Raw genomic sequence first — 25,774 nt, forward strand, 5'->3', positions numbered from 1 at the left:
AACTCCCTCCGGGGCTGCAATCATATCACGATTCCCGCTATCTAGTTATCCCGCGCGGAACGGACAAGCGCGGGGGCGCCGCCGGCCCGGTCCCGGTTGCCCTTGGCAATCCGCCCCGGGGCACATATCCACGGGTCCCGTGGGCGGCCGGCCCTCGTTTCCTGCGGGGTGACATGACAGATCTTCTGGAACCGCTGATCCGGGGCGACCGACGCGCGCTGTCGCGGGCCATCACGCTGATTGAATCGACCCGCGCCGATCACCGCGCCCGGGCGGTCGAGTTGCTGTCGCGGCTGCCCGACCGGCAGGCGCTGCGGATCGGGCTGTCGGGCACCCCCGGCGTCGGCAAATCCACCTTCATCGAGGCCTTCGGCCTGATGCTGACCGGGCAGGGGCTGAAGGTCGCAGTGCTGGCCGTCGATCCCTCATCGGCGCGCTCGGGCGGCTCGATCCTTGGCGACAAGACCCGGATGGAGCATCTGTCGCGCGACCCCAACGCCTTCATCCGCCCCACCCCCTCAAGCGCTGAACTGGGCGGTGTCGCCCGCCGCACGCGTGAGGCTGTCCGGCTGTGCGAGGCGGCAGGCTATGACGTGGTGCTGATCGAGACGGTCGGCGTCGGCCAGTCCGAGACGCTGGTGGCCGAGATGTCGGACCTGTTCGTGCTGCTGCTGGCGCCGGCGGGGGGCGACGAATTGCAGGGCGTCAAGCGCGGCATCATGGAAATGGCCGACCTGATCCTGGTGAACAAGGCCGATGGCGATCTCTTGGCGACGGCGCGGCGCACCGTGGCCGATTATGCGGGCGCGCTGCGGCTGCTGCGGAAACGGGCGCAGGACCCGGCGGGATTCCCCAAGGCGCTGCCGGTCTCGGCCACGACCGGAGAGGGGCTGGACCAGGCCTGGGCCGAGATGCAGGCGCTGATGGCCTGGCGGCGCGGACAGGGCCATTTCGACGCCAGCCGGGCGGCGCAGGCCCGCCACTGGTTCATGGCCGAGTTGCGCGCCGGTCTTCTGGCCCGGCTCGACCGGCCCGAGGTGAAGGCCTGGCTTCAGCAATTGGGGGATGCGGTGGCTTCGGGCCAGATCGCCCCCGGCGCCGCCGCCGCCGAAGTGCTGGACCATCTGGATGCCCATGACTGAAGGGGCGGAATAGACGCCCGATTTCGCGCCCCGAAGCGCGCCCGAATCAGGTAGAAGAAGGCATGACAAAGGACGAAGCCATGCTTGATCTGCCCGCAGCCGAGACGCTTTACGCCGCGCTTCTGGCGCGCGACCCCGCCTATGAGGGGCGCGCCTATGTCGGCGTCACCACGACCGGCATCTTTTGCCGCCTGACCTGTCCCGCCCGCAAGCCGCGCCCCGAGAATTGCCGGTGGTTCAGCGATCCGCGCGCCGCGCAGGTCGCCGGCTTCCGGCCCTGCCGGCGCTGCTGGCCGCTTGGCCCGACGGCCGAGGGCGACAAGGTGGTGACACGCCTGACGGCGCTGCTGGACGAGGATCCGGCCCGGCGCTGGACCGAGGGCGACCTGCTGGCGATGGGGCTTGACCCCTCGACCGTGCGCCGGGCCTTCCGGCGGCATTTCGGGCAGAGCTTCCTGCAGATGGCGCGGGCGGCGCGTCTGCGCGGCGGAATGCAGACACTGACGAAGGGGGCGGCGATGATCGAGGCGCAACTGGATGCGGGCTTCGATTCGGCCTCGGGCTTTCGCAACGCCTTCGCGCGGCTTTTCGGCCATCCGCCGCACCGCATGCGGGGCGGGGCGGATCTGCGCGCCGACTGGATCGACACGCCGCTGGGCGGGATGATCGCCATCGCCGATGATGCGGCGCTGCACCTCCTGGAATTCATCGACCGCAAGGCCCTGCCCGAGGGGCTGCACAAGCTGTCGGGCCATGTCGATGGCCGCATCGGGCTGGGCCGCAGCGCCGTGACCGACCAGGTCGAGACCGAGCTTGCGGCCTATTTCGCCGGCCGCCAGCCGCGTTTCTCGGTGCCCGTCGCGTTGCACGGGACCGAGTTTCAGCGCCGGGTCTGGCAGCGATTGCGCACCATCCCGGCGGGCGAGACGCGCAGCTATGCCGGGCTTGCTGCCGAGATCGGCCAGCCCACCGCGACCCGTGCCGTGGCCCGTGCCAATGCCACCAACCGGATCGCGCTGGTGGTGCCCTGCCACCGCGTCATCGGCGCCGATGGCAGCCTGACCGGCTATGCCGGTGGGCTGTGGCGCAAGGAAAAGCTGATCGAGGTGGAACATGCCTATGCCGCCTGACGCCTTTCGCGCCCTGCACCGCCCCGGCCGGCCGCTGATCCTCTACAATATCTGGGACGCGGGTTCGGCCGTGGCGGTCGCGCGCGCCGGTGCCGTGGCGCTGGCGACCGGCAGTGCCGCGGTTGCCGGGGCGCTTGGCTATCCTGACGGCGAGGCGGTGCCGCTGGATCTGCTGCTGACCGTGGTGGAGCGGATCCGCGCCGCGTCCGACCTGCCGCTGAGCGTCGATTTCGAGGCGGGCTATGCGACCAGCCCGGATGGCGTGGCCGCGAATGCCCTGCGGCTGGCGAGCTTGGGCGTCGCCGGGATCAATCTGGAAGACGGGATCCCGCCCGAACGGGGCATCCGGTCCGCCGCCGATCATGCCATGCGAATCGCGGCCATCCGGAAACGGACCGGGCTCTTCATCAATGCCCGCACCGACCTGTTCCTGCAGAATCCCGCCCCGGATCACGCCGCCCTGCTGCCCGAGGCGCTGCAGCGGGCCGCGCGCTATGCCGAAGCCGGGGCAGACGGCTTTTTCGCGCCGGGGCTGACCGATCCCGGCCTGATCGGCGCGCTGTGTCGCGATTGTCCCTTGCCGGTGAACATCATGGCCTCGCCCGCGGCCCCCTCGATCGCCGATCTGGCGGGTTTGCAGGTCGCCCGCATCAGCTTTGGCCCGTTTCCATGGCGTGCGGCCATGGCGGCACTCGAGGCGGCGGCGGCCGAACAGGTCCGGCCGGGGGCTTGACGCCGCCGCGTCCTCGCTGTAACCACCCGCGAACGGTATTCCGGGCGCTGCCTCGCGGCGCCTTTTCACATTGGGCCGCACCCACCCGCCGGGGACGCCCTCGAAGCTTGAGACGAAGGATAAGAACCATGTCGCGCGTCTGCGAACTGACCGGCAAAGGCCCGATGACCGGGAACAATGTCAGCCACGCCAACAACAAGACCCGTCGCCGGTTCCTGCCGAACCTGAACGATGTCACCCTGACCTCGGAAAAGATGGGCCGCGGCTATTCGCTGCGCATCTCGGCCGCTGCCCTGCGCTCGGTCGATCACCGTGGCGGTCTGGACGCGTTTCTGGCCAAGGCGAAGGATTCCGACCTGTCGGACCGCGCGCTGAAGATCAAGCGCGAGATCGCCAAGAAGGAAGGCCCGGCCGAACTGCAGGCCTGATCGCCTGCCGCAGCCCTGCGCCATGCCCCGCTTCGGCGGGGCTTTCGCGTTTCGGGCGCCGGCTTGTCACGGCCGTCATCCTGCGGCTATAGACCGGGCAAGGAAAGGCCCGCCATGCTGCATGTGACCACCACCTGCCCCGATCTCGATTGCGCCCGCAGGCTGGCGCGGCAGGCGCTGGAGCAGAGGCTGGCGGCCTGCGCCAATATCACCCCCGGCATCGTCAGCCTGTTTCACTGGCAGGGCCGAATCGACGAGGAGCCGGAACTGCAACTTGCCTTCAAGACCACCGAAGCGCGCCGCGAAGCACTGGTCGATCTGATCGGCCGGCTGCATCCCTATGACCTGCCGGTCATCTGGTGGGAGGCCGTCGGTACGACCGCGACTGCGACCGAATGGTTGCAGACAGAGACGCGCTGATCGCGCCATGCTGCCCTTCATGAAAGCGATCGCCCGCCTTGCCCTGATCCTCTGCCTGATGCTGACCAGCATCGGGTTGGGGGCCGCGCGCGGGATCGTGCAGATAGATGGCCGGATCGTGCTGTGCACGGGCGAGGCCATTGTCGTCACGCAGGCGGCGGACGGCCGGCCTGCCGGCCCGGCGCATCTCTGCCCGGACATGGCCCTGTCGCTGCTGGCGGCGGTGCTGTCCGCGGATGCCGCGTCCACCCCGCCTCCGGTGCCGCAGCGCCTTGCCGCGGGAACGCATGACCGGGCCGTCCTGACCTTCGATCCGCCGCGGGCCATCGCCCGCGCGCCCCCGGGACTGGCGTGACATCCGATAGAGAACTGTCCGTCAATTCCGAACAAAGTGACCAAATCATGAAAACGACGATATTTGCCGCCCTGGCGGCCCTGATACCCGTGGGCGCGATGGCGCATGACGGGGTGGGTGTCTCGGACGCCTATGCGCGCAGCGCCAACCCCGTAACCGGTGCCGCCTTCATGGTGCTGAGCAACCACCGCGACGTGGATTGCAGCCTTGTCGGCGTCGCCTCGGACGTGGCCGAGCGGGTTGAACTGCACACCACCCGCGAGGTGGATGGCGTGATGAAGATGATCAGGATCGAGGAGCCGATCGAGATCGCCCCCTATGCCAGCCACGCGTTGCAGCGTGGCGGCGACCACGTCATGTTCATGGGCGTCAAGCAGCCGCTGAAGGATGGCGACATGATCCCGCTGACGCTGGATTTCGGCGATTGCGGGACCGAAACCGTCGAGGTTCCGGTCGACAATCAGCGGATGCCGCAGCCTGCCGGCGGGACGGGCGAAGGGGCGATGCAGGGGCATTGATCCCTGCCGGCCCCGCCGCGGCCACGGATCATTCCGCGGCCGCGGCGGTATCGTCCAACTGCCCCAGCAGCGTCTCGACCTTCGGGCCCAGTGCCTCGACGATCAGCCGCACGCCTTTCGCGGACGGATGCAGACCGTCCCGCTGCAGCATCTGCGCCAGTTCATCGGCCGGCAGCGCGACAAGCGGGGCATAGAGATCGGGCAGCAGCACCACCTCATGCTGCCCGGCAAGGCGCGGCCAAAGCTCGGCCCAGGCCTGCCGCCAGGCCGCGTCGCCGGGCGGGGCCTGGATGCCGACCAGCAGGACCGGGCGTCCGTTCGCGCCGGCGCGGCTCAGGATCGCGTCCAGATTGGCCTCGGCCTGTTCGGGGCCAAGGCCCATCAGCATGTCGTTGCCGCCCAGTTCGACCATGACCGCATCGACATTCTGGTCCAACAGCCTGTCGATGCGGTCGCGGCCGCCCGAGGTGGTATCGCCCGCCTCGCCGGCATTCAGGATCTCGACCCTGCGCCCGCGCGCGGCCAGCCAGTCCGACAGGACCGGCACCAGCCCGTCACGGGGCTCAAGCCCCGATCCCCCGGTCAGGCTGTCGCCGAGTGCCAGCAGACGCGGTGGAGCAGGATCCCCCGTCGCCTCTGCCATGGCCTGCGTGATGCCTCGGGTGGCCAGCGTCAGTGCGGCAAGCGCCAGCAGGCGGCGGCGCGCGATCATGATGCCGCCCGCCGCAGGCGCAGCGCGTTGCCGACCACGAAGACCGAGGACAGCGCCATCGCGCCTGCGCCCAGCATCGGTGACAGCTGCGGGCCGCCGAAGGGCACCAGCACCCCCATCGCCACCGGGATCAGCGCGGTGTTGTAGGCGAAGGCCCAGAACAGGTTCTCGCGGATATTGCGCATCACCGCCCGCGACAGGCGGATGGCGCGGACCACGCCCGAGGGATCGCCCGACATCAGCACCGCGTCCGCCGATTCGATGGCGATATCGGTGCCGCTGCCGATGGCGATGCCGGTGCCTGCGGCGGCCAGTGCCGGAGCGTCGTTGATGCCGTCGCCGACGAAGACGGTCCGCTCGCCCATGGCCCGGATCGCAACCAGCTTGTCCTCGGGGCGCAGCCCGCCCTGCACCTCGTCGATGCCCAGCCGGCCACCGACCGCCTGCGCCGTGGCTGGCATGTCGCCGGACAGCATGGTGGTCGACAGGCCCAGATCATGCAGGGCGCGGATTGTGCCCGCGGCTTCGGGGCGTTCGGGATCGGCCAGGGCAAAGCTGGCCACATGCCGCCCGCCGGCGGCAAGATGCACCGGCGTGGCGCCTTCGGCCGCGGCCCTTTCGGCGCGCACGGCGAGGGTCGGTTTCAGGGTCAGCCCGGCCCCTTCCAGCGCCGCGCGGTTGCCGATCAGCAGGTCCTGATCCTCGACCCGGGCGGTCAGCCCCAGCCCGGCGGCAGCGGTCACATCGGCCGCCTCGGGCGGCGTCAGGCCGCGGTCCTGCGCCGCCCGGACGATGGCGGCGGCCAGCGGGTGTTCCGACCGTGTCTCGGCGCCGGCCGCCAGACGCAGGGCCTCATCCTCGGCTATGCCCTCGACCCACAGATCGACCAGTTGCGGATGGCCAAGCGTCAGCGTGCCGGTCTTGTCGAAGGCCACGGTTTCGGCCTCGGCCAGCCGTTGCAGCGCGTCGCCGCGCCGGAACAGCACGCCCAGTTCGGCCCCGCGCCCGGTGCCGACCATGATCGAGACCGGCACCGCCAGCCCCATGGCACAGGGACAGGCGATGATCAGGACCGCGACCGCGGCGACGACCGCCTCGGCCAGCCCCGGCCCGAAGCCCAGCCACAGAAGGAAGGTCAGCGCGGCAAGCGCCATCACCGCCGGCACGAAGACCCGGGTGATGCGATCGACCAGCGCCTGCACCGGCAGCTTGGTCGCCTGCGCTGCCTCGACCATCGCCACGATCCGCGAAAGCGCGGTGTCCCCACCGGTCGCAGTGACCTGATAGGTCAGCGCGGCCTGGCCGTTCACCGTGCCGCCGGTGACGGCATCGCCCGGCTGCTTGACAGCCGGGACCGGTTCCCCGGTCAGCATGGATTCGTCGATATGGCCGCGGCCCTCGGTGATGACACCATCGACGGCCACACGCTCGCCCGGGGCGAGGCGGATCAGGTCGCCCCTGGCCAGTTCGGCGACGGGAACCTCGACCGGCTCGCCATCGCGCAGGACGGTGGCATGGTCCGGGGCCAGTTCGATCAGCCGCCGGATCGCCTCGCCGGCCTGGCCCTTGGCGCGCGCCTCGAGCCAGCGCCCCATCAGGATCAGCGTCACGATGACCGCCGCGGCCTCGAAATAGACGAAGCGCGATCCTTCGGGCACGATCCCGGGCATGATCGTCACCGCCGCCGAATAGAGGAATGCGGCACCCGAGCCGAGGGCCACGAGGCTGTTCATCTCGGGTGCGCCGCGCAGCAGGGCGGGCAGGCCGACGGTGAAGAAGCGCCGCCCCGGTCCGGCCAGAACGGCCGCCGTCAGGACCATTTCCGCGACCCACAACGCCCGCGTGCCGATCAGCCCGCTGACCCAGTGATGCAGGCCGGGAACCAGGTGACTGCCCATCTCGACCAGAAACAGCGGCAGGGTCAGCAGCAATGCCAGCAGGAACTGACGGCGCAATTCGCGCGCCTCGTCGCCGTGATCATGCGGGGCAGGGGCGGAATCGGCGATGACGGGCCGGGCGGGATAGCCGATGGCACTGACGGTTTCGGCCAGCGCCTCGGGGCTGACGCCGGGGGCATGGGTGATGCTGGCGCTGTGCGTGACGAGGTTGACGACCGCCTCGGTCACGTCCGGGCGGGCGCTCAGCGCGCGTTCGACCCGGCCGACGCAGGACGAGCAACTCATGCCCTCGATCTCAAGCCGGGTCGTGGTCAGTTCGGGCGGATAGCCCGCCTCGCTCAGCGCCGCGTCGATCTGCGGCAGGGCCGCGCCCTCCAGGCGCAGATGGGCGCGCTTGGTGACGGGGTTCACGCTGATGTCGCTGACGCCGGTCAGCGGGGCGAGGGCGCGTTCGACACGGGCCGCGCAAGAGGCGCAGCTGATGCCGGGAATGGTAAGGTCGAGTTCAGTGGCTGAGGTCATGTCCGTTCTCCCTGATCATGCCATATGGATGCTGCATGGTCGGGAAGAGCGGTGGCGCCTGTGGTCGGGCTGGCGGCGCCTTGGGAAGCTGCGGCTGCATGCGCGCCCGGTTGCTGCGCAGCCGTTCGGGCCGCAGCACCGGCCGGGCCAGATCCGGCCGTGCAGCAACATGGCATCGACAGGCGCGGTCGCCACGGGCGCGGCACAGATGCGCTGCCCGTCTGGCGGGTTTGCGGGGCGTTCTGCGAGGGCAGCCGCCCGTTCGGGGATGGTTCGCCTGAGCCATGGCCCGAGAAATGTGGCCGATTGCCGCCATATTCAAGTGGAAACGTCGCCCATACGGTCTCTTGAGTTGCATGACCGCCATGCTGTCCGGTATTTTGCGCAGCACAGAACGATACGGACAGTATACAGGACAATCGAAGCATGAACCGTCGTCAGATGATGTCGCTGGCCTTGCCGCTGATCGCCGCCCCGTCGCTTGCCCTTGCGCAGGCGGCGCCGGCCCCGGCCAAGGCGCGCGATCCCTATGCCCCCACCGAGGTTGCGATCCGGAACGATTTCGAGGTTGGCAGCATCGTCGTGGTCAGCAGGGATTTCTTCCTCTACCACGTCATCGCGCCCGGCAAGGCGGTCCGCTACGGCGTTGCCGTCGGCAAGGACGAACTGGTCTGGAAGGGCCGCGCCACCATCGGGCGCAAGGTCGAATGGCCCAGTTGGACCCCGACGCAGGACATGATCAAGCGCAATCCGGGCCAATACGCGAAATACGCCAATGGCATGCCGGGCGGGCCGACCAATCCGCTGGGCGCGCGGGCGCTGTATCTCTACAACGCCAAGGGGCAGGACACGGCGATCCGCATCCATGGCACGACCGAGCCGAACTCGATCGGCCGTGCGGTCTCGAACGGCTGCCTCCGGATGCGCAACGAGGCGGTGATGAGCCTGTTCGACCAGGTTCCGATCGGAACACCGGTCTACGTTTACTGATCCGGGCGGCCGGACGGCACCTGCTGCAGGCCCCGCTTCGGCGGGGCCGTTGTTTTCTGCGGGGTCGCCCGATTGTGAACCTGCCGGTTCGCCTCCGGGTTTAGGCTGTTGTCGGATGCAACAGGAGGATGGCCGATGACCCGGATGACCGCGAAGGACTTTCCGCAGGAACTGTTGGAACTTTACGACTATTACGCGCATGGCAGGATCACCAAGCGCGACTTTCTGGACCGTGCTGCGAAATTCGCCGTGGGCAGCGTGACGGCGGCGGTGCTGCTGGACATGCTGAGCCCGGATTACGCGCTGGCCGAGCAGGTCAGTTTCAACGATCCCGATATCCTGGCGGAATATGTCACCTATGCCTCGCCGCAGGGTCATGGCGAGGTGCGCGGCTATCTCGTGCGGCCCGCCATCGCCGAGGGGCCCTTGCCGGCCGTGCTGGTCATCCACGAAAATCGCGGATTGAACCCCTATATCGAGGATGTGGCGCGGCGGCTGGCCAAGACCGGCTACATGGCGCTGGCGCCGGACGGGCTGAGTTCGGTCGGCGGCTATCCGGGCAATGATGCCGAGGGGCGAAAATTGCAGCAGACGGTGGATGGCACGAGGCTGATGAACGATTTCTTCGCCGCGGCCGAACATCTGATGACGCGCGAGGATTCGACCGGCAAGGTCGGCTGTGTCGGCTTCTGCTATGGCGGCGGGGTCTGCAATGCGCTGGCCGTGGCTTATCCGGAACTGGCGGCCTCGGTGCCCTTCTACGGCCGTCAGGCCAGTGCCGAGGATGCGCCGAAGATCAAGGCGCCACTGCTGTTGCACTATGCCGGACTGGACGAGCGCGTCAACGAGGGCTGGCCCGCCTATGAGCAGGCGTTGCAGGCCGCCGGGGTGACCTATGAGGGGCATATCTATCCGGGCGTGAACCACGGCTTTCACAACGATTCCACGCCGCGCTATGATCAGGCGGCGGCGGAACTGGCCTGGCAGCGTACGCTGGACTGGTTCGGGCGCTACCTGTCCTGAGCCTCGCGCAGAAAGCGGCGCAGCACGGCCTCGAGTTTCGAGGCGCCGATCGGGGCCATGGCCTTGGTATGGTCATGGCTGATCGCCTCGTCGCTGAGCCCGGCGCCCATATTGGTGATGACCGAGATGGCCGCGCAGCGCAGCCCGAGAAAGCGGCCAAGGATGATCTCGGGCACGGTCGACATGCCCACGGCGTCGGCGCCCAGTATGCGCGCCGCGCGGATCTCGGCCGGGGTCTCGAAGCTGGGCCCCGAGAACCAGCAATAGACGCCTTCCGCCAGTTCGATCCCCTCGGCCTGGGCCGCGGATTTCAGTGCCGCCCGCATCCGCGGGTCATGCGCGTCGGTCATGGGCACGAAGCGGGCATCGGTCCTCTCGCCGATCAGCGGGTTGGTGCCGGCGAATGCGATGTGGTCGTCCAGCATCATCAGCCCGCCGGGCGGAATATCGGCGCGCAGCGAGCCGGCGGCATTGGTCAGGATCAGCTTCCCGCACCCAAGCGCGGCGAGGGTTTCCAGCGGCAGCCGCATGGCGTCGGCGCGGCCCGATTCATAGTAATGCGACCGCCCGCCGAAGACCGCGACACGGCGCCCCTCCAGCTGCCCGATGACCAATTGCGGCACATGGCCCGACACGCCGGCATGCGGAAAACCCGGCAGATCGTCATAGGGGATGGCCACGCCCGCGACATGGGCCGACAGATGCCCCAGCCCCGAACCGAGGATCAGCCCGTATTCCGGCGCCGCGTCGCCTGCGCGGTCGCGGATCAGGGCGGCAAGCTCAGCGCTCTTTGACATAGGGTTCTCCGCCCGCGCGCGGCGGGATGGCGCGGCCGACGAAGCCGGCAAGGATGATGACGGTCAGGATATAGGGGAGCGCGTTCATGAACATCGACGGGATGGTGATCGGGCCGATCTCGAGATTGGGATAGCGGTTGGCGATCGCTTCGAGCAGGCCGAAGAGGAAGGTGGCGAACAGCGCGTTCCACGGCCGCCACTTGGCGAAGATCAGCGCGGCCAGCGCGATGAAGCCGCGGCCCGCCGTCATCTCCTTCACGAAGCCCGCCGACAGGCCGGTTGCCAGATAGGCGCCGGCCAGCCCGCAGAGGATGCCGCAGATGGCGATGGCGGCAAAGCGCAGGCGCGTGACCGACACGCCGGCCGTATCGACCGAGGCGGGGTTCTCGCCCACCGCGCGCAGCCGCAGCCCGAAGCGGGTGCGAAACAGCACCCACCATGTCAGCGGCACGCAGAGAAAGGCGACATAGACGAGGATCGTGTGCCCCGAGATCAGGTCGGCATAGATCGGCCCGATGAAGGGCACATTCCGCAGGCTGTCGGCGAAGGGCAGGGTGATCTCGCCAAAGCGGCCGCCGCCGGTCAGCGACGGGGTGCGCCCGCCGAGGCCGAAGATCTTCTGTCCCAGCAGCACCGTCATGCCCGAGGCAAGGAAGTTGATCGCCACACCCGAGATCAGCTGGTTGCCCATGAAGGTGATCGAGGCGAGGCCGTGGATCAGCGACAGCGCCATCGACCCCGCGATCCCCGCCAGCAGGCCCAGCCACGGGCTGCCAGTGACGAAGGCGACCGCCGCCGAGGTGAAGGCGGCCATCAGCATCTTGCCTTCCAGCCCGATATCGAAGACGCCCGAGCGTTCGGAATAAAGCCCGGCCAGACAGGCCAGCAGCAGCGGCGTCATCAGCCGCACGGCGCTGTCGAGGATCTGGATCGCGGTAGCGAAATCCATCAGCTGTCCCCCCGTTGGCGCAGCGACAGGAACAGCCTCTCCAGCGGCATGCGGACCATGTTGTCCAGCGCCCCGGTGAACAGGATGACCAGCGCCTGGATCACGATGATCAGTTCGCGCGGGATCGAGGTCCACAGCGCCAGTTCGCCCCCACCCTGATAAAGGAAACCGAACAGAAGCGCGGCCAGAAACACGCCGACAGGGTGGTTGCGTCCCATCAGCGCCACGGCGATGCCGATGAAGCCCGCGCCCTCGACCGCGTTCAGCAGCAGCCGCTCGGCCTCGCCCATGACATTGTTGATCGCCATCATCCCGGCCAGCCCGCCCGAGATCAGCATGGTGACGAGGATGATCCGCACCGGCTTGATGCCGGCATAGATCGCCGCGGGTTCCGAACGGCCGAGGGCGCGGATCTCGTAGCCGAGGCGGCTGCGCCAGATCAGCAGCCAGACCAGCAGGCAGGCGGCGATGGCGACGAAGAACGAGATATTGACCGGCGTGTTGCGGCCCCAGTCGATGCCGATGGCCGCCGCCATGTCGGTCAGGGCGGGCAGATGCGTGGCCTCGGGGAACCGGGCCGAGGACGGGTCCATGCTGCCGGGGGGGCGCAGGATGTTCACCAGGACATAGTTCAGCGTCGCCGCGGCGATGAAGTTGAACATGATCGTGGTGATGACGATATGGCTGCCGCGTTTCGCCTGCAGCCAGGCCGGGATCAGCGCCCAGGCCGCGCCGAACAGCGCCGCGCCGATCATCGCCACGGGCAGCGCGATCGACCAATGCGGCAGCGGCAGATAGAGCAGCACCAGCGCCACCCCCAGCCCGCCCATCGCCGCCTGCCCCTCGCCGCCGATATTGAACAGGCTGGCGTGATAGGCGACCGCGACCGCAAGGCCGGTAAAGACGAAATTCGTGGTGTAATATAGCGTGAAACCCCAGCCATAGCTGGAGCCGAGGGCGCCCTCGACCATGGTGTTCAGTGCAAGCCAGGGGCTTTCGCCGATGGCAAGGATCACCAGCGCGGAAATCGCCATGGCCAGAAACAGCGAGATCAGCGGCGTCAGGATCACATCCGCCCATTTCGGCATCTTGTCCATCAGCCGCGCCCTTCCGGTCGGTCCGTGCCCTGCTGGCGCGCGGGCGGGGTGCCGGCGGCGTCGGGCACGGGTCCGGTCTCGGTGACGCCGGCCATCAGCAGGCCCAGTTCTCCGGTCGTGGTCTGGTCGGGCAGGCGTTCGCCCATGATGCGGCCGTCGAACATCACCGCGATCCGGTCCGACAGCGACAGGATCTCGTCCAGTTCCACGCTGACCAGCAGCACCGCCTTGCCGGCGTCGCGCAGCTCGACGATGCGCTTGTGAATGAACTCGATGGCGCCGATATCGACGCCGCGGGTGGGCTGGCCGACCAGCAGCAGGTCGGGATTGCGCTCGATCTCGCGGGCGACGACGATCTTCTGCTGGTTCCCGCCGGAAAAGTTCCGCGCGGCGAGGTTCGGATCCCGAGGCCGGACATCGAAATCCTCCATGTATTTCCCGGCATCGGCCTTGATCGCGGCGTTGTTCATCAACAGCCCGCGCTGATATTCCGGCTTGTCGTGATAGCCGAAGGCGACGTTCTCCCAGGCCGCGAAATCCATGATCAGCCCCTCGACCTGCCGATCCTCGGGGACATGGCCGATGCCGCGCCTGCGCCGCGTGGCGGCATCGGATTTCGTGCCGGTCAGGTCCAGCACCTCGCCATTCATGCGGATCGTACCGCTGACCTTGCTGCCCTTCTCGGGATAGCCGCCCAGCAGTTCCAGAAGCTGCGTCTGGCCGTTGCCGGACACCCCGGCGATGCCGAGGATTTCTCCCGCGCGGATGTCGAAACTGATGCCGCGCAGACGTTCCACGCCCTCGTCATCGACCAGCTTCAGGTCGCGCACCTCGAGGACCGGGGCGCCGGGATTGGCCGGGGCCTTGTCGATCTCCAGCAGCACCTTGCGGCCGACCATCAGTTCGGCCAGTTCCTCGGGGCTGGTCTCGGCCGTCCTGACCGATGCCACCATCTCGCCGCGCCGCATGACCGACACGTTGTCGGTGATCTCCATGATCTCGCGCAGCTTGTGGGTGATCAGGATGATGGTCTTGCCCTCGGCCTTCAGCCCTTCGAGGATGCGGAACAGGTGGTCCGCCTCGGCCGGGGTCAGGACGCCCGTGGGTTCGTCAAGGATCAGGATGTCGGCCTGCCGGTACAGCGCCTTCAGGATCTCGACCCGCTGCTGGTGGCCGACCGACAGTTCCTCGATGGTCTCGTCCGGATCCACGTTCAGCTGATAATCCTTGGCCAGCTGTTTCAGCACACCGCGCGCCTTGGCCAGCGAGGGGCGCAGCAGGGCGCCGTCCTCGGCCCCGAGGATGATGTTCTCCAGCACGGTGAAGTTCTGCACCAGCTTGAAATGCTGGAAGACCATGCCGATGCCGGCGCGGATCGCGGTCTGGCTGTCCGAGATGGTCAGTGCCTGGCCATTGACGAGTATCTGGCCGCGATCGGGCTTGTAGAAGCCATAGAGGATCGACATCAGCGTCGACTTGCCGGCACCGTTCTCGCCGATGATGCCGTGGATCGTGCCCTTGGGCACCTTCAGGTCGATATTCCTGTTCGCCTGCACCGGGCCGAAGGCCTTGGATATCCCGCGCAGTTCGATGGCGGCAGGGGCGGCCTCATCCGGCCGCCCCCCGATCTGCTGCGCCGCCGCGGCCATCTACTGGGCCGCGCAGCTGTTGCCGGATTTCTGGTCGACGATCTTGATTTGGCCCGCGGTGATCTTGGCGGCGGCCTCGTCGATGGCGGCCTGCATCTCGGGCGTGACAAGCGCCTTGTTGTTGTCGTCGATGGCCACGGCGACGCCGGCGGCGGCCAGGTTCATCAGCTTCACCCCGGTTTCCAGATCGGCGCCGGCGCTGAAGGCGTCGAAAACCGCATTGTCCACGCGCTTGACCATCGAGGTCAGCACCTGACCCGGATGCAGGTGGTTCTGGTTGCTGTCCACGCCGACCGACAGGATGCCCTCATCCGCCGCCGCCTGCAGCACGCCGATCCCCGATCCGCCTGCCGCCGCATAGATCACGTCTGCGCCCTGCGCCTTCTGGGCCTTGGCCAGCTCGCCGCCCTTCACCGGGTCGTTCCATGCCGCGGCGGTGGTGCCGATATAGTTCACCAGCACGTTGCCGTCCGGCCGGACCGCCTTGAAGCCCTGCGCATAGCCGCACTCGAACCTGTGGATCAGCGGCACGTCCATGCCGCCGACGAAGCCCACGGTCCCGGTCTTTGACGCCGTCGCCGCCATCACCCCGGCAAGATAGCTGCCCTCGGCCTCGGTAAAGACCACCGACTGCACATTGGGCTGATCGACGATGGTGTCGATGATGGCGAATTTGGTGTCTGGATAGTCGGGGGCCACGGTGTTCAGAACGTCGCCGAAGGCAAAACCCGTCATCACGATCGGGTTGGCGCCGGTTTCGGCCAGCCGGCGCAGGGCCTGCTCGCGCTGCGCCTCGGACTGCATCTCCAGTTCCTTGTAGCTGCCGCCGGTCTCCTCGACCCAGCGGACGGCACCGGTATAGGCCGCCTCGTTGAAGGACTTGTCGAACTTGCCGCCCAGATCATAGATCAGTGCCGGATCGGCCAGCGCCGCGCCCGCGGCCAGCGTCGCCAGGGCAGAGCCCGCGAGAAGCGATTTCATCAAGGTCATGGTGAGCCTCATCCTGTTGGCGCGGACGATTCAAGCCGCCCGCCTGATGGCTCGATTAGGGCGCAACGCCCCGAACGGGTCAACCGTCTTCTTCGTGATTTCAAAGCGCAAGCCGAAGGACCAGCGCGTCCCTCCCGGCGCCGTAATAGCCCGGCCTGCGCCCCGCCTCGGTCCAGCCGAGCCCGGCATAAAGCGCCCGTGCGGGTCGGTTGTCCGCGGCGACCTCCAGAAAGGCCGTTCCGGCACCGCGCCCGGCGGCCGCGGTCGCAAAGCGGGCGGTCAGATCGCGACCCAGCCCCTGCCGCCGCGCCTCCGGGGCGACCGCGAGGGTCAGCAGTTCCGCTTCGTCGGCCACGGTCCTGCCCAGTAGGAAGCCCTCGGGCCGGCTCAGCAGGAAGCTGCCGCGAGCGGCCAGAAGGGCCGAGAATTCGTCCGCCGCCCATGGGCGGGGCGCCCCGGCAAAGCAGCGCGCGTGCAGCACCGCCATCTGTTCCGGTGTCACGGCAGGATGACCGGGGCGGGTTCGCGTGGCGGGGCCGCATCGGCTTCGCGCAGATAGATCGGCGCGGGGCGTGGCTGCGGATCCTGCCGCCGGGCCATGGCCAGATGCGCGATGGCTTCTGCCAGCGGCACCGCCGGCGCAGCCGGCGCCGGGCCGGGCGGCAGCGCGCCGGCCGCAGCCTGCTGCGGCCGGCTCCCTTCCTTCGATGCGTCGTCGGTGCCGAAATCCTGCCAGATCACCTGATCGCGCCGCGCCGGCAGCACCACCCGGCAGGGCCGCGGCAGCCCGAAGGCCGCGGCTTCGGTGGCGCTGACGCCGATCGCCGGAATCTCCAGGGACAGCGCCAGTCCGCGCGCGGCCGCGACCGCGACCCGGATGCCGGTGAAATTGCCGGGCCCGATGCCGACGCCGATCGCGTCGAGATCGGCCCAGTTCAGCCCGGCCTCGCGCAGAAGCTCCTGCAGCAGCGGAAACAGCCGCTCGGCCTGGCCACGCTCCATTGCCTCCTGCCGCGCGGCCAGAACCCGCCCGCCAGACAGCAAAGCGGCCGCGCAATGCGCGGCCGATGCGTCAAAGCCAAGCGCGACCGGTTCAGGCAACGGGGCGGACCTCGATCACCTCGGGGATATAGTGGCGCAGCAGGTTCTCGATCCCCATCTTCAGCGTCAGGGTCGAGGACGGGCAGCCCGCGCAGGCGCCCTGCATATGCAGATAGACCACGCCGCGATCAAAGCCGTGGAAGGTGATGTCGCCGCCATCCTGCGCCACGGCGGGGCGTACGCGGGTATCCAGCAATTCCTTGATCTGGCTGACGATCTCGGCGTCCGGCCCGTCATGCGCCGCATGGCCGGCGCTTTCCGGGGCATCGCCCTCGATGGCCGGGGCGCCCGACTGGAAATGCTCCATGATCGCGCCCAGGACCGAGGGTTTCAGATGGTCCCAAGGCATGTCCTCGGCCTTGGTGACAGTGACGAAATCACGGCCCAGGAACACGCCGGTCACCCCCTCGATGGCAAAGATGCGCCGGGCCAGCGGCGATTTCGCGCCGGCATCGGGGGTGGGGAAATCGGCCGTGCCGCTGCCCAGAACGGTTTCGCCGGGCAGGAATTTCAGCGTGGCGGGATTCGGGGTGGTCTCGGTCTGGATGAACATGCGCGGCGCTCCTTAATAGGCCTGATATGGCGACGGTGCCGGCGCGGGTCAAGGCGCCCCTTTGCCTCAGGTGATGGCCTCCAGCCGTTCCTTCGACAGGTCGCCCGGCACGATGGTGATCGGGCAGGCCAGCGATCCGGCCTCGCGCAGCAGCCGCGTCAGCACCGGGTTCTGCCCCGACTTGTCGTTGTTCAGCCCCATCACGATGACGCCGATCTCGGGATCCTCGCCGATCTGGGCGATCACCTCCTCGGCCGGGCTGCCCTCGCGGATGACCAGTTCCGGTTCGACCTTGGGTCGGGTCCGCATCCATTTCGCGAAGACTTCGAAATGCGCCTCGATCCGTTCATGCGCCTCGGCGCGCATGACATCGGCCACGCCAAAGCCGTGCTGGATTTCCGCGGTCGGGATGACCGACAGAATCACCACGCCGCCGCCGGTATTGGCCGCGCGCATCGCCGCGAAGCGCATCGCGTTCAGGCATTCGCGGCTGTCGTCGAGCAGCACCAGGAATTTGCGCATCTTTTGGCCGTCCGGGGTGGATTTCCGCCGACACAGTGGCCGAACTGCCATGCCTGCGCAAGTGTTTGCGGCAAAGTGCTGATGTGCGGTTTTCTTGTTGCATTTGATGTGTTACCGCGAAAAGCGACATAACCACGGGCCATTCGGACAGTATCGTGACGATCCACCACGACTGGAACAAGACCTACGCCGAGCGCCTGTCGACGCCGGCCTCCAGGCTGGGCTGGGTCCTGCGCGGTGCGGCGGGTGACGCGATCAATCCGATGCCTGTCTCGAAGCGGCTGGCCGACATCGTTCTGGCACTGATCCTGTTGCTGCCTCTGTCGCTGATCATGGGCGCTGTCGCGCTGACCCTGCTGATCCTGCAGGGACGGCCGGTCTTCTATTCGGCGCAGCGGATGAAATCTCCGACCAGGGCGTTCACGCAGCTGAAGTTCCGCACCATGCTGTGTCAGGACACCGATTCCGGCGCGACCGGCGCGCATAAGCACTGGCGCATCACCCCTATCGGTCATTTCCTGCGCCGCACCCGCATCGACGAGTTGCCGCAGCTGTTCAACATCCTGAAGGGCGACATGAGCTTCGTCGGGCCGCGCCCGCCCTTGCGTGAATATGTCGAGCGTTTCCCCGCCGATTACGCCCAGGTCCTGACCAGCCGTCCGGGCGTGACCGGCCTCGCCACGCTGATCTATCACCGCCACGAAGACCGTATCCTGGCCGATTGCCAGAGCGCGGAGGCCACCGAATCCGCCTATTATCGCCGCTGCCTGCCGGCCAAGCTGAAGATCGACCTGATCTATCAGCGGCGCCGCGACATGCGGCTGGATCTGTGGGTGTTGTGGAGCACTCTCAAGATCGTGGTTTCGCACCGCGACGAACGGCCCCGCCGTCACAAGCCGCTGGTTTCGGCCGACGCAGAGGTTGCGAACGGGTCTTCGCGGTAGCCCACGCCCATCAGATATAGTCCATGGGGCGGGCAGACCGGCCCGCAGGCGGCGCGGTTTCGTGCGGCCAGCGCCTCGACCACCCGCTCGGGCGGCCAAAATCGGGCGCCGACCCGCTCGAGCGTGCCGACGATCGAGCGCACCTGATTGTGCAGGAATGACCGCGCCCGAAGCGAAAAGCGGTATTCCCGGCCATGCGGGATCTCGACCTCGTCAATCTGGATCTCGTCCAGCGTCTTGACCGGGCTCTGCGCCTGGCAGATGGACGAGCGGAAGGTGGTGAAGTCGTGGCAACCCACCAGATGTCCCGCCGCGGTCCGCATGGCCGCCGTATCGAGCGGGTTCAGGACCTGCCAGACCTGCCCCTTCAGATGCGTCACGGGCGCCCGTCGCGCGACCAACCGGAACAGATAGCGCCGTTCGGTGGCCGAGAAGCGGGCGTGGAAATCGTCCGGCACCCGCGCGGTCGTCAGGATCGCGACGGGGGCGGGCTTGAGGTGGAAATTCAGCGCCTCGGCCAGCCGGAACGGGTCCCAGTCGCGTTGCAGATCCGCATGGGCGACCTGACCGCTGGCGTGAACGCCGGCATCCGTGCGCCCGGCGGCGGCGATCCGGGCGCCTGCCGCGAAGCCGGCATCCAGCCGTGCCAGTGCCGTCTCGACCGCCTGCTGAACCGAGGGCTGGTCGGCCTGCGCCTGCCATCCGGCGAAAGGGCCGCCGTCATATTCGATCTTCAGGGCGAAACGTGGCATTCGGGCCTAGGGCAGCTTTCGCAGGCTGTCGCGTTCGGGTGACAGCAACCCGTCCAGATCCCGTGCGTCGGGGCTGGCCAGCGGCGGACGGGACGCGGGATCTGCGGCCGGCCTCACGCCTTCCCGCACCAGTCGGTCGCGGAGGACCGAGATCTCGATCTCCAGATCGCTGCGATCACCCTCCAGCAGCTTGTCGGTCTGCGCGCCGAACCCCTTTTCCAGATCGTCGAGGAAGGTCTCGAAGGCGGCGCGGGTCTGGGGGTCCTCGGTGCGACCGTAGAGATCGGCGAATTTCACCGCGGCGTCACGGGCGCCGATCAGATAGATGCCCAGATAACGCCGGGCGGCGGACAGATCGCCCGGATTGTCGCGGACCTGTTCAAAGAGGTCGCGCACGGTCGCTGCGAAACCGGCAACCCGGGCCTCGAGGCGGCGGTCGCCGATCTTCTGGATCGCTTCCTGCATCTGCGACAGATGCGTCTCGCCCTCCTCGATCATGCGGGCGGCGCGGTTCTGCTGGAAGCTGTCGACGTCATCCATGCCCTTGTCGCGCATCGGATCAGCGCCGAAGGCCAGGAGATGCAGGGCAAACCCGGCCAGCCCGATCACCCCGGCGCCGGCCAGCGCGCCGGGTTCGGCCGCGCCCAGCCCGAGGCCCAGCCCGGCCAGCAGTCCGCCGAACAGCTTGCGCGGAAAGGCCGGCCGGCGGGCGACGCGGCGGGTGTCATAGGCAGCCTCAGCGGCCAGCCCCTCGCGGGTCAGCCACATCGCCAGCGCGATCAGCCCGAAGGCAGCCAGATCGGTCGCCATGCCAAGCGGCGACTGGAAGAAGGCACCCAGGAGGAAGGGCGTCGCCGCGACGGTCACCCATTTCGGTCGCGAGGCCAGATGATGCAGCATCGGGGCCGGCGGGGCCCGGCGGCCATCCGCAGTGCCCCGCCGGGCCTCGTCGGGTGAGTATCTGCCGCCATACCGGAAGGCCATCGCCGCGCCCTCAGCCGGCGCCGGCCAGGGACGCATAGAGCGTCAGCAGCACCAGCAGATAAAAGCTCAGCCTTTGCATGGCAGGGCGCGACATGCGGGTCCTTTCGGCGGGTTGGGCCCGGATCATGGCGGGCGTCGAGGTTTCTATATTGTGTCCCGAGGCCGAATTGCAAAGCCCCGCGGCTCAGCTCGTGGCGATCCGGCCGGGAAACAACCGCGTCAGGGCCGCCACCAGCGCCTCGGGCGCCTCGATCTCCAGTCGCACGGGCAGAACCAGGACCTTCGGGCGAAAGGATCGCGGCAGACGCACCGCGTCCTTTTCGGTGGTGACAAGCTGGGCACCGGTCATCCGGGCCTCGGTCTCCAGCCGGGTCAGCAGCGCCGGCGTGAAGGGCTGGTGATCGTCCAGCGCCTCGCCGCGCGCCAGATCGGCCCCAAGACCGCGCAGGCTGGCAAAGAACTTCTCGGGGTGGCCAATGCCGGCGAAGGCCAGAACGCGCTGATCCTGCCAGTCGATCCCGGTCTGCAGCGGCGCCAGCCGGCCGCGCAGATGCGGCGGGGCGCCCGATGGCGGGGCAAAGCCTGCCTGCGCCTCGTCGGCGCCGATCGACAGCAGCAGATCGGCGCGGGCAAGGCCCGCCGGAACCGGCTCGCGCAGCGGGCCCGCAGGCAGGCACAACCCGTTGCCGAAGCCCTTGGCGGCATCGACGACGATCAGCGACAGGTCATGGGTCAGCGCCGGGTCCTGAAATCCGTCATCCAGGATGACGGCCTGCGCGCCGGCTCGGGCCGCCGCCCTCGCGCCGTCCAGCCGGTCATCGGCCACCCAGACAGGACCGAAAGCGGACATCAGCAATGGCTCGTCGCCGGTCAGGGCAGCCTCGTGGCCGCGCTCATCCACCCGCAGCGGTCCCCGCGCAGATCCGCCATAGCCGCGCGAGACGACATGCGCGGCGATGCCGCGCGATTGCAGCAATTGCTGAAGGTAGATGACGGTCGGAGTCTTGCCGGTGCCGCCGGCATTCAGGTTGCCGACGCAGATCACCGGCACGTCGAGCCGCGCCCGTGCCCCCGTGGCCAGCCGCCGCGCCGTGGCGCGGGCGTAAAGCGCGCCCAGAGGCGACAGCGCGCGGGCGGCCAGCGCCGGCGGGCGGCGATACCAGAAGGCGGGCGCCCGCCTCATGCCCGCGCCTCGCGCAGGGCGTCGAGGACCGGCGCCGCAATGCGGATCGCGACATCGGCGCCACCGGTGCTGACGGTCCAGGCGCTGCTGGCAAGTGCAGCGACCAGATCGGGCTGGCTCAACTCGGCGATGGCGATGGCCAGCCCCTCGGCATCGGCGACCTGCCGCGCCGCACCGGCGCCGTCGAGCTGTTGCCATTCGGTCTGGTAATGGGCGATCACCGGACCGTGGACGATGGCGGACCCCAGGGCCGCGGGCTCGAACGGATGGCGGGCGGTGTCGTTGGTCCCGGTTAGGGTGCCGCCCATATAGGTGACCGGCGCCAGCCGGTACCACAGCCCCATCTCGGTCGATCCGTCGGTGATCATCACATGCACCTCGTCGGTCGGTTCCTCGTCGAGGCTGCGACGGGCGACCAGCAACCCCTCGGCCTCCAGCTTTTCGGCCAGCGGGTCGATGCGGGCGGGATCGCGGGGCGCCAGAAACAGCAGCGCCCGGTGTGACTGGCGCATCGCCGCGCGATGGGCGTTCAGTACCGCCTCTTCCTCGACCTGCGGAACCGTCGCGGCGAACCAGGCGTGGCGGCCGTTCAGCAGTTGCGCAAAGTTGCTGCGCTCGGCCTCGGTGCAACTCAGCGGTTCGCGGATTTCGGCGACGGGACCGGTCAGGACCACCCGCCCCGTATCGGCGCCCATGCGGATGGCGATGCGGTGGCTGGCCGAATCCGTGACCAGCACCGCGCGCATGTCGCGCAGCAGTTTCCGGCGCATCGCCGCCCGCAGATTGAGGCTCGTATCGTCAAGGCTGAACCGTGCCTCGGCCAGAATGATCGGCAAGCCGCGCTGTGTTGCCGCGGCGATCAGGGCCGGCGGCAATTCGGCGCCCAGAAGCAGCAGCGTCGCAGGTTTCGCCGTATCAAGCAGGGCTTCGGCGGCGGACATCTGGTCGGCAAGTTCCGGGTGGTCGCCGGCCCGGATCTGCAGGATGCGAAGCTGGGAACGGGCGCGGCGCAGGCGCTTGGTGACCTGCTCGGCCGCAGCCTGCGCCTCGGGCGACATGTGGACCAGCAAAAGCGGGCCGTCGCCCCCGGGCGCTTCGATCCGGGTGGGCGCGGCAGGGGGCTGGCCGCGCAGATGCAGCCACAAGCCCAGCCTGCCCAGCCCGGAGCCCGCCATCAGCCGCCCAGTTCCTCGGTCGGGCTGACCTCGGTTTCCTCGTCGCGCAGCCGGTGCAGATGGGCGATGAAATAGCGGGTATGGGCGCTGTCGACGGTGCGCTGCGCCTCGGCTTTCCAGGCGCTGTAGGCCTGTTGGTAGTTGGGGTAGATGCCGACGATATGGATATTGTCGGTATCGCGGAACTCGGTGCGCTGCGGATCGATCAATTCGCCGCCGAAGACGAGGTGAAGTCGCTGGCTCATGGAACCTCCTGACTGTGGGAACGGCCGGACCCTAGCGCGGCGGCGGCCCGAGATGAAACGGCTTTGTCTAAAACCCGGCGGGCTTTGCCTTTGCCTGCCGCGACCGGGGCGGATATGCAGGGTTCGACACGGTCAGAAGGCCGGGCTGAATCCCGTCAGGGCGCGTATTGGTGTGGGGCGCGTCGCGGGATGAAAGGTCCCGGTCGGCAGGGGCCGGGACCTTTCGTATACCAGATCCCGAAATGCCCTGCACGTTCGGGGCGTCCAGGTCAGAGACCGGCCAGTTCCATCACGACCGCCCATTCCGCATCGCTGACCGGCTGCACCGAGAGGCGGCTGTTGTTGACCAGCACCATGTCCTTCAGCCGCGGCTCCTCCTTGGCCTGATCCAGCGAGACCGGGCGCGGCAGGGGTTTCACCGCCTTCACGTCGACGCATTCCCATTTCGGGTCCGCAGCCTTGCTGTCGGGATGGGCCTCGGCGATGACCTCGACGATGCCGACGGCCTCCTTGCCGATGTTCGAGTGATAGAACAGGCCCAGTTCACCCTTCTTCATCGCCCGCATGTTGTTGCGCGCCTGATAGTTGCGCACCCCGTCCCATTCCTCGCCCCGGTCGCCCCTGGCGACCAGATGATCCCAGCCGAACACGTCGGGTTCGGACTTGAACAGCCAGTATGCCATCAGCCGATCACCTTCTTCCATTCGGTCACCTGCACGCTGTCGAAGAGGCCCGCCGCCCCGTAGGGATCGCCCGCCGCCCAGGCCTCGGCCGCCGCGAGGTCGGCTGCATCAAGGATCACCAGCGAGCCGCGCATCTCGCCCTCTTCGATCAGCGGGCCGGCCATGCTGACGATGCCGCTGTCGCGGATATGGGCCAGATGCGCCTCGCGCGTGTCGAGACGGGTCTGCAGCGCGCCGGGCTTGTCCCGGCAGATCACGGCGAAAAGCGGCATCTATTCCTCCTTCAGCGGTCGCGTCATCAGCATGTCTGCCGCCTTGTCGACCGAAACGCGGCCTTCGGCAAGGGCGGCGACCATGGCGGCGATCGGCATGTCCTCGCCGAGGCGCGCGGCCAGCGCGGCGACGGCGCGGGCGGTCGCCGCGCCCTCGACCGTCGTTGTGGCGTCCCAGTCGGCCGCCGCGCCAAGCGCGTGGCCGAAGCGGAAGTTCCGCGACTGCGGCGAGGTGCAGGTCAGCGTCAGATCGCCCAGGCCCGACAGGCCGGTCAGGGTTTCGGGCCGGGCACCGAGGCGGGTGGCCAGCCGGGTCATCTCGGCGAAGCCGCGGGTGATGATGGCCGCGCGGGCACTGTCGCCCAGCCCCGCGCCGATGACCACGCCCGCGGCGATGGCGATGACGTTCTTCAGCGCCCCACCCAGTTCCGCGCCGGTCAGGTCGGTGGTGCGGTAAAGGCGCAGCACCGGGGTCGAGAGCGCATGTTGCAGCGCCCGGCCGGTTTCGGCATCGGCGCAGGCCAGGGTCAGCGCGGTCGGTAACCCGCGGGCGATATCGGCGGCGAAGGACGGGCCGGTCAGCGTGGCGATGGTGGCAGCGGGGCAGGCCTCGGCCAGAAGCTGCGCGGGTCCGGTCAGCCGGTCGAGGTCGATCCCCTTGGCGGTGTTGACCAGCCGCCTGCCGTCCAGCGCCGGGCCGTGGTCGTCGAGAAACGGCCGCAGCGCCTGTGCCGGCAGCGCCAGCAGCAGGGTGCCGGCCGCCAGCGCGGCACCCAGGTCGTCGGTGACGGCGACGGGGGCAGGCAGGGTGACGCCGGGCAGGCGCGGGTTCTCGCGCCCCCAGCCGATGCTGCGCCCCCACAGCGTCACCGGGCCGTTCGCGGACAGGGCTACCGCCAGCGCCGTGCCGAAGGCGCCCGCGCCGAGGATCGAGATGGTCATGCCTTGGCCCCCTTCTTGCCGCCGCCCAGCATCGGTGCGGCATGGCGGTCCAAGGGCCAGCGCGGCCGCGCCGCCAGATCCATGCCGTCGCTATGGCCGAGGCGGAACCGTTCGATCCCCGCCCAGGCGATCATCGCGCCATTGTCGGTGCAAAGCCGCAGCGGCGGGGCGAGGAAGCGCGCCCTGGCCTCGGTCGCCACGGCTTCCAGCGCGGCGCGGATGGCGCCGTTGGCGGCGACCCCGCCGGCGACGGCCAGCAGCGGCACCCGGGCCTCGGCCAGCGCGCGGCGGGCCTTTTCGGCCAGGATCTCGGCCATGGCGGTCTGGAAGGCGGCGCAGAGATCGCGGCGGTCGCGCTGATGCAGCCCGCCCTGTTCGGCGATCAGCCGGTCGCGCAGGCGCAGCGCCGCCGTCTTCAGGCCCGAAAAGGACATGTCGCAGCCGGGCCGGTCCAGCAGCGGGCGCGGCAGGTCGAAACGGTCGGGATCGCCCAGGGCGGCCTCGGCCTCGACCGAGGGGCCGCCGGGCTGGGGCAGGGCCAGAAGCTTGGCCAGCTTGTCGAAGGCCTCGCCCGGCGCGTCGTCGATGGTGCCGCCCAGACGGGTGAAATCCTGCGCGCCATCGACCCGCAGGAACTGGCAATGCCCGCCCGAGACGAGCAGCATCAGATAGGGAAAATCGACCCCGTCGGTCAGGCGCGGGGTCAGCGCGTGTCCGGCGAGGTGGTTCACACCGACCAGCGGCAGGCCGGCGCCGGCGGCGATGCCCTTGGCGCACATCACCCCGGCCATCACCCCGCCGATCAGTCCCGGCCCGGCGGTGACGGCCACGCCCGACAACTCGCGCAGCTTCGTGCCGGCCTCGGTCAGTGCCTGCTCGACCGCCCGATCCAGCCGCTCGGCATGGGCGCGGGCGGCGATCTCGGGGACGACGCCGCCGAAATCCTCGTGCAGGTCGGTCTGGCTGCTGACCACCGAGGACAGGATCCGTCCCTCGCCGGTGACGATGGCGGCGGCGGTGTCGTCGCAACTGCTTTCGATGCCGAGAAAGATCAGGTCGTTCATG

30 protein-coding genes are annotated in these 25,774 nt (G+C 68.8%); 10 read left to right on the top strand and 20 right to left on the bottom strand.

Translation table 11 applies throughout. The annotated features are described in order from the left end of the window. Positions 1–173 precede the first annotated feature (173 nt). The 7 genes from meaB (at position 174) to KNW02_RS00395 (ending at position 4,726) form a co-directional block, all read left to right on the top strand. A complete protein-coding gene (gene meaB, locus KNW02_RS00365; RefSeq protein WP_216031266.1) occupies positions 174–1,142 on the top strand; it encodes a methylmalonyl Co-A mutase-associated GTPase MeaB in 969 nt (322 codons plus the stop codon). Between the two features lie 80 nt (positions 1,143–1,222). Beyond that, entirely contained in the window at positions 1,223–2,272 is a 1,050-nt protein-coding gene (locus KNW02_RS00370) for a bifunctional transcriptional activator/DNA repair enzyme AdaA (protein ID WP_216031267.1), read from the top strand. Then, complete coding sequence (locus tag KNW02_RS00375) at positions 2,256–3,005, top strand: isocitrate lyase/PEP mutase family protein (RefSeq protein WP_216031268.1); 750 nt, start codon at positions 2,256–2,258, stop codon at positions 3,003–3,005. Before KNW02_RS00370 ends, KNW02_RS00375 begins: the two co-directional genes overlap by 17 nt. A gap of 128 nt (positions 3,006–3,133) precedes the next feature. Next, positions 3,134–3,433, top strand: coding sequence for a 50S ribosomal protein L28 (rpmB, locus tag KNW02_RS00380; RefSeq protein ID WP_216031269.1), 300 nt, complete (start codon positions 3,134–3,136; stop codon positions 3,431–3,433). A 114-nt stretch (positions 3,434–3,547) separates the two neighbouring features. Then, positions 3,548–3,853: a divalent-cation tolerance protein CutA gene (gene cutA / locus KNW02_RS00385; RefSeq protein ID WP_216031270.1), complete on the top strand. Its 306-nt coding sequence runs from the start codon at positions 3,548–3,550 to the stop codon at positions 3,851–3,853. A gap of 19 nt (positions 3,854–3,872) precedes the next feature. Then, complete coding sequence (locus tag KNW02_RS00390) at positions 3,873–4,208, top strand: hypothetical protein (RefSeq protein WP_216031271.1); 336 nt, start codon at positions 3,873–3,875, stop codon at positions 4,206–4,208. A 47-nt stretch (positions 4,209–4,255) separates the two neighbouring features. After that, positions 4,256–4,726, top strand: a complete 471-nt coding sequence (locus KNW02_RS00395) for a copper chaperone PCu(A)C (protein WP_216031272.1) — start codon at positions 4,256–4,258, stop codon at positions 4,724–4,726. A 28-nt stretch (positions 4,727–4,754) separates the two neighbouring features. Here the strand turns inward: KNW02_RS00395 and KNW02_RS00400 are convergent, their stop codons facing one another. Beyond that, positions 4,755–5,438, bottom strand: a complete 684-nt coding sequence (locus KNW02_RS00400; protein WP_252733314.1) for an arylesterase — start codon at positions 5,436–5,438, stop codon at positions 4,755–4,757. Next, positions 5,435–7,858: a heavy metal translocating P-type ATPase gene (locus tag KNW02_RS00405; protein ID WP_216031273.1), complete on the bottom strand. Its 2,424-nt coding sequence runs from the start codon at positions 7,856–7,858 to the stop codon at positions 5,435–5,437. Before KNW02_RS00405 ends, KNW02_RS00400 begins: the two co-directional genes overlap by 4 nt. Before the next feature lie 426 nt (positions 7,859–8,284). On the opposite strand from KNW02_RS00405, the gene KNW02_RS00410 reads away from it, so the two are divergent. Beyond that, on the top strand, positions 8,285–8,848 hold the full coding sequence (locus tag KNW02_RS00410) for a L,D-transpeptidase (RefSeq protein WP_216031274.1): 564 nt from the start codon (positions 8,285–8,287) through the stop codon (positions 8,846–8,848). Between the two features lie 135 nt (positions 8,849–8,983). Further along, positions 8,984–9,871, top strand: a complete 888-nt coding sequence (gene yghX / locus KNW02_RS00415) for a YghX family hydrolase (RefSeq protein ID WP_216031275.1) — start codon at positions 8,984–8,986, stop codon at positions 9,869–9,871. Here the strand turns inward: yghX and KNW02_RS00420 are convergent. The 9 genes from KNW02_RS00420 to KNW02_RS00460 all read right to left on the bottom strand — a co-directional run bounded on the left by KNW02_RS00420 (position 9,859) and on the right by KNW02_RS00460 (position 17,529). Then, positions 9,859–10,668: a purine-nucleoside phosphorylase gene (locus KNW02_RS00420; RefSeq protein WP_216031276.1), complete on the bottom strand. Its 810-nt coding sequence runs from the start codon at positions 10,666–10,668 to the stop codon at positions 9,859–9,861. The two genes, yghX and KNW02_RS00420, sit on opposite strands and share 13 nt — an antisense overlap. Beyond that, positions 10,652–11,617, bottom strand: coding sequence for an ABC transporter permease (locus tag KNW02_RS00425; RefSeq protein WP_216031277.1), 966 nt, complete (start codon positions 11,615–11,617; stop codon positions 10,652–10,654). Before KNW02_RS00425 ends, KNW02_RS00420 begins: the two co-directional genes overlap by 17 nt. Continuing rightward, complete coding sequence (locus KNW02_RS00430) at positions 11,617–12,714, bottom strand: ABC transporter permease (protein ID WP_216031278.1); 1,098 nt, start codon at positions 12,712–12,714, stop codon at positions 11,617–11,619. Before KNW02_RS00430 ends, KNW02_RS00425 begins: the two co-directional genes overlap by 1 nt. After that, on the bottom strand, positions 12,714–14,363 hold the full coding sequence (locus KNW02_RS00435) for an ABC transporter ATP-binding protein (RefSeq protein WP_216031279.1): 1,650 nt from the start codon (positions 14,361–14,363) through the stop codon (positions 12,714–12,716). The genes KNW02_RS00430 and KNW02_RS00435 overlap by 1 nt, the downstream gene beginning before the upstream one ends. Further along, on the bottom strand, positions 14,364–15,353 hold the full coding sequence (locus KNW02_RS00440) for a BMP family lipoprotein (protein WP_216031280.1): 990 nt from the start codon (positions 15,351–15,353) through the stop codon (positions 14,364–14,366). It abuts the gene before it with no gap. A gap of 100 nt (positions 15,354–15,453) precedes the next feature. Next, positions 15,454–15,840 (bottom strand): GNAT family N-acetyltransferase, encoded by a 387-nt coding sequence (locus KNW02_RS00445; protein ID WP_216031281.1) that lies wholly within the window; start codon positions 15,838–15,840, stop codon positions 15,454–15,456. Positions 15,841–15,851: 11 nt separating this feature from the next. Next, a complete protein-coding gene (tsaB, locus tag KNW02_RS00450) occupies positions 15,852–16,454 on the bottom strand; it encodes a tRNA (adenosine(37)-N6)-threonylcarbamoyltransferase complex dimerization subunit type 1 TsaB (RefSeq protein WP_216031282.1) in 603 nt (200 codons plus the stop codon). Then, positions 16,447–17,007: a NifU family protein gene (locus KNW02_RS00455; protein WP_216031283.1), complete on the bottom strand. Its 561-nt coding sequence runs from the start codon at positions 17,005–17,007 to the stop codon at positions 16,447–16,449. The genes tsaB and KNW02_RS00455 overlap by 8 nt, the downstream gene beginning before the upstream one ends. 66 nt (positions 17,008–17,073) lie before the next feature. Beyond that, positions 17,074–17,529 (bottom strand): universal stress protein, encoded by a 456-nt coding sequence (locus tag KNW02_RS00460; RefSeq protein WP_216031284.1) that lies wholly within the window; start codon positions 17,527–17,529, stop codon positions 17,074–17,076. Positions 17,530–17,684: 155 nt separating this feature from the next. Between KNW02_RS00460 and KNW02_RS00465 the strand changes: the two genes are divergently transcribed. Then, positions 17,685–18,473 carry a sugar transferase gene (locus KNW02_RS00465; protein WP_348524656.1) on the top strand — a complete coding sequence of 263 codons (789 nt, stop codon included), beginning with the start codon at positions 17,685–17,687 and terminating at the stop codon, positions 18,471–18,473. Here the strand turns inward: KNW02_RS00465 and truA are convergent. From truA to tsaD, 9 genes are all read right to left on the bottom strand, one after another. Further along, the gene (truA, locus tag KNW02_RS00470) at positions 18,419–19,225 is read right to left on the bottom strand and encodes a tRNA pseudouridine(38-40) synthase TruA (protein WP_216031285.1); all 807 of its coding nucleotides are present in this window, start codon (positions 19,223–19,225) and stop codon (positions 18,419–18,421) included. The genes KNW02_RS00465 and truA overlap by 55 nt on opposite strands. Before the next feature lie 6 nt (positions 19,226–19,231). Further along, positions 19,232–20,125 (bottom strand): 5-bromo-4-chloroindolyl phosphate hydrolysis family protein, encoded by an 894-nt coding sequence (locus KNW02_RS00475; protein ID WP_348524657.1) that lies wholly within the window; start codon positions 20,123–20,125, stop codon positions 19,232–19,234. 268 nt (positions 20,126–20,393) lie between these two features. Next, positions 20,394–21,392, bottom strand: coding sequence for a tetraacyldisaccharide 4'-kinase (gene lpxK / locus KNW02_RS00480; protein WP_216031287.1), 999 nt, complete (start codon positions 21,390–21,392; stop codon positions 20,394–20,396). Then, positions 21,389–22,567, bottom strand: a complete 1,179-nt coding sequence (locus tag KNW02_RS00485; protein ID WP_216031288.1) for a 3-deoxy-D-manno-octulosonic acid transferase — start codon at positions 22,565–22,567, stop codon at positions 21,389–21,391. Before KNW02_RS00485 ends, lpxK begins: the two co-directional genes overlap by 4 nt. Then, complete coding sequence (locus KNW02_RS00490) at positions 22,567–22,812, bottom strand: DUF4170 domain-containing protein (RefSeq protein WP_216031289.1); 246 nt, start codon at positions 22,810–22,812, stop codon at positions 22,567–22,569. Before KNW02_RS00490 ends, KNW02_RS00485 begins: the two co-directional genes overlap by 1 nt. Positions 22,813–23,081: 269 nt before the next feature. Then, complete coding sequence (locus tag KNW02_RS00495) at positions 23,082–23,495, bottom strand: EVE domain-containing protein (RefSeq protein ID WP_216031290.1); 414 nt, start codon at positions 23,493–23,495, stop codon at positions 23,082–23,084. Continuing rightward, on the bottom strand, positions 23,495–23,767 hold the full coding sequence (locus tag KNW02_RS00500) for a YciI family protein (RefSeq protein ID WP_216031291.1): 273 nt from the start codon (positions 23,765–23,767) through the stop codon (positions 23,495–23,497). The genes KNW02_RS00495 and KNW02_RS00500 overlap by 1 nt, the downstream gene beginning before the upstream one ends. After that, positions 23,768–24,709 carry an NAD(P)H-dependent glycerol-3-phosphate dehydrogenase gene (locus KNW02_RS00505; RefSeq protein ID WP_216031292.1) on the bottom strand — a complete coding sequence of 314 codons (942 nt, stop codon included), beginning with the start codon at positions 24,707–24,709 and terminating at the stop codon, positions 23,768–23,770. Continuing rightward, the gene (gene tsaD, locus KNW02_RS00510) at positions 24,706–25,773 is read right to left on the bottom strand and encodes a tRNA (adenosine(37)-N6)-threonylcarbamoyltransferase complex transferase subunit TsaD (RefSeq protein WP_216031293.1); all 1,068 of its coding nucleotides are present in this window, start codon (positions 25,771–25,773) and stop codon (positions 24,706–24,708) included. The genes KNW02_RS00505 and tsaD overlap by 4 nt, the downstream gene beginning before the upstream one ends. Between the last annotated feature and the right edge of the window lies 1 nt (position 25,774).

Source organism: Paracoccus marinaquae (assembly GCF_018860165.1).
Lineage (GTDB): Bacteria > Pseudomonadota > Alphaproteobacteria > Rhodobacterales > Rhodobacteraceae > Paracoccus > Paracoccus marinaquae.